Below are 306 nucleotides of genomic sequence, written 5' to 3' on the forward strand. Positions count from 1 at the left end.
GTACTGGCTCGGGGGGCCGTTTGTGGCATGCCCGGGGGCCGGCGGCGGCCGCCGTACGCAGACAGCCGCCCTGGGGGGGGGCGCACTGGCACTCGGGAGAGCCCAAGCGACCCCCGTCGCCCCTCCCCAGGGCCAGTGCCCCGCCCCCCACGGCGGGGGTTTGGGGATCGCGCCGGGCGCCGGCCCCCCGGCATGCCAGGAACTGCCCCACGAGCCAGTCCCGCAGTTCGTCCACCGGTGGCTGCTTGTCCTCGTCGAGCCAGATCAGGGAGGCGGCCTCCACTGCGGTGATCCACGTCCGCACGG

General features: G+C 76.1%; 1 pseudogene. It reads right to left on the reverse strand.

The annotated features are described in order from the left end of the window. Positions 1 to 306: pseudogene (locus tag ADL25_RS50595) on the reverse strand (hypothetical protein); the annotation flags it as partial.

The organism is Streptomyces sp. NRRL F-5122 (assembly GCF_001507435.1).
Lineage (GTDB): Bacteria > Actinomycetota > Actinomycetes > Streptomycetales > Streptomycetaceae > Streptomyces > Streptomyces lannensis.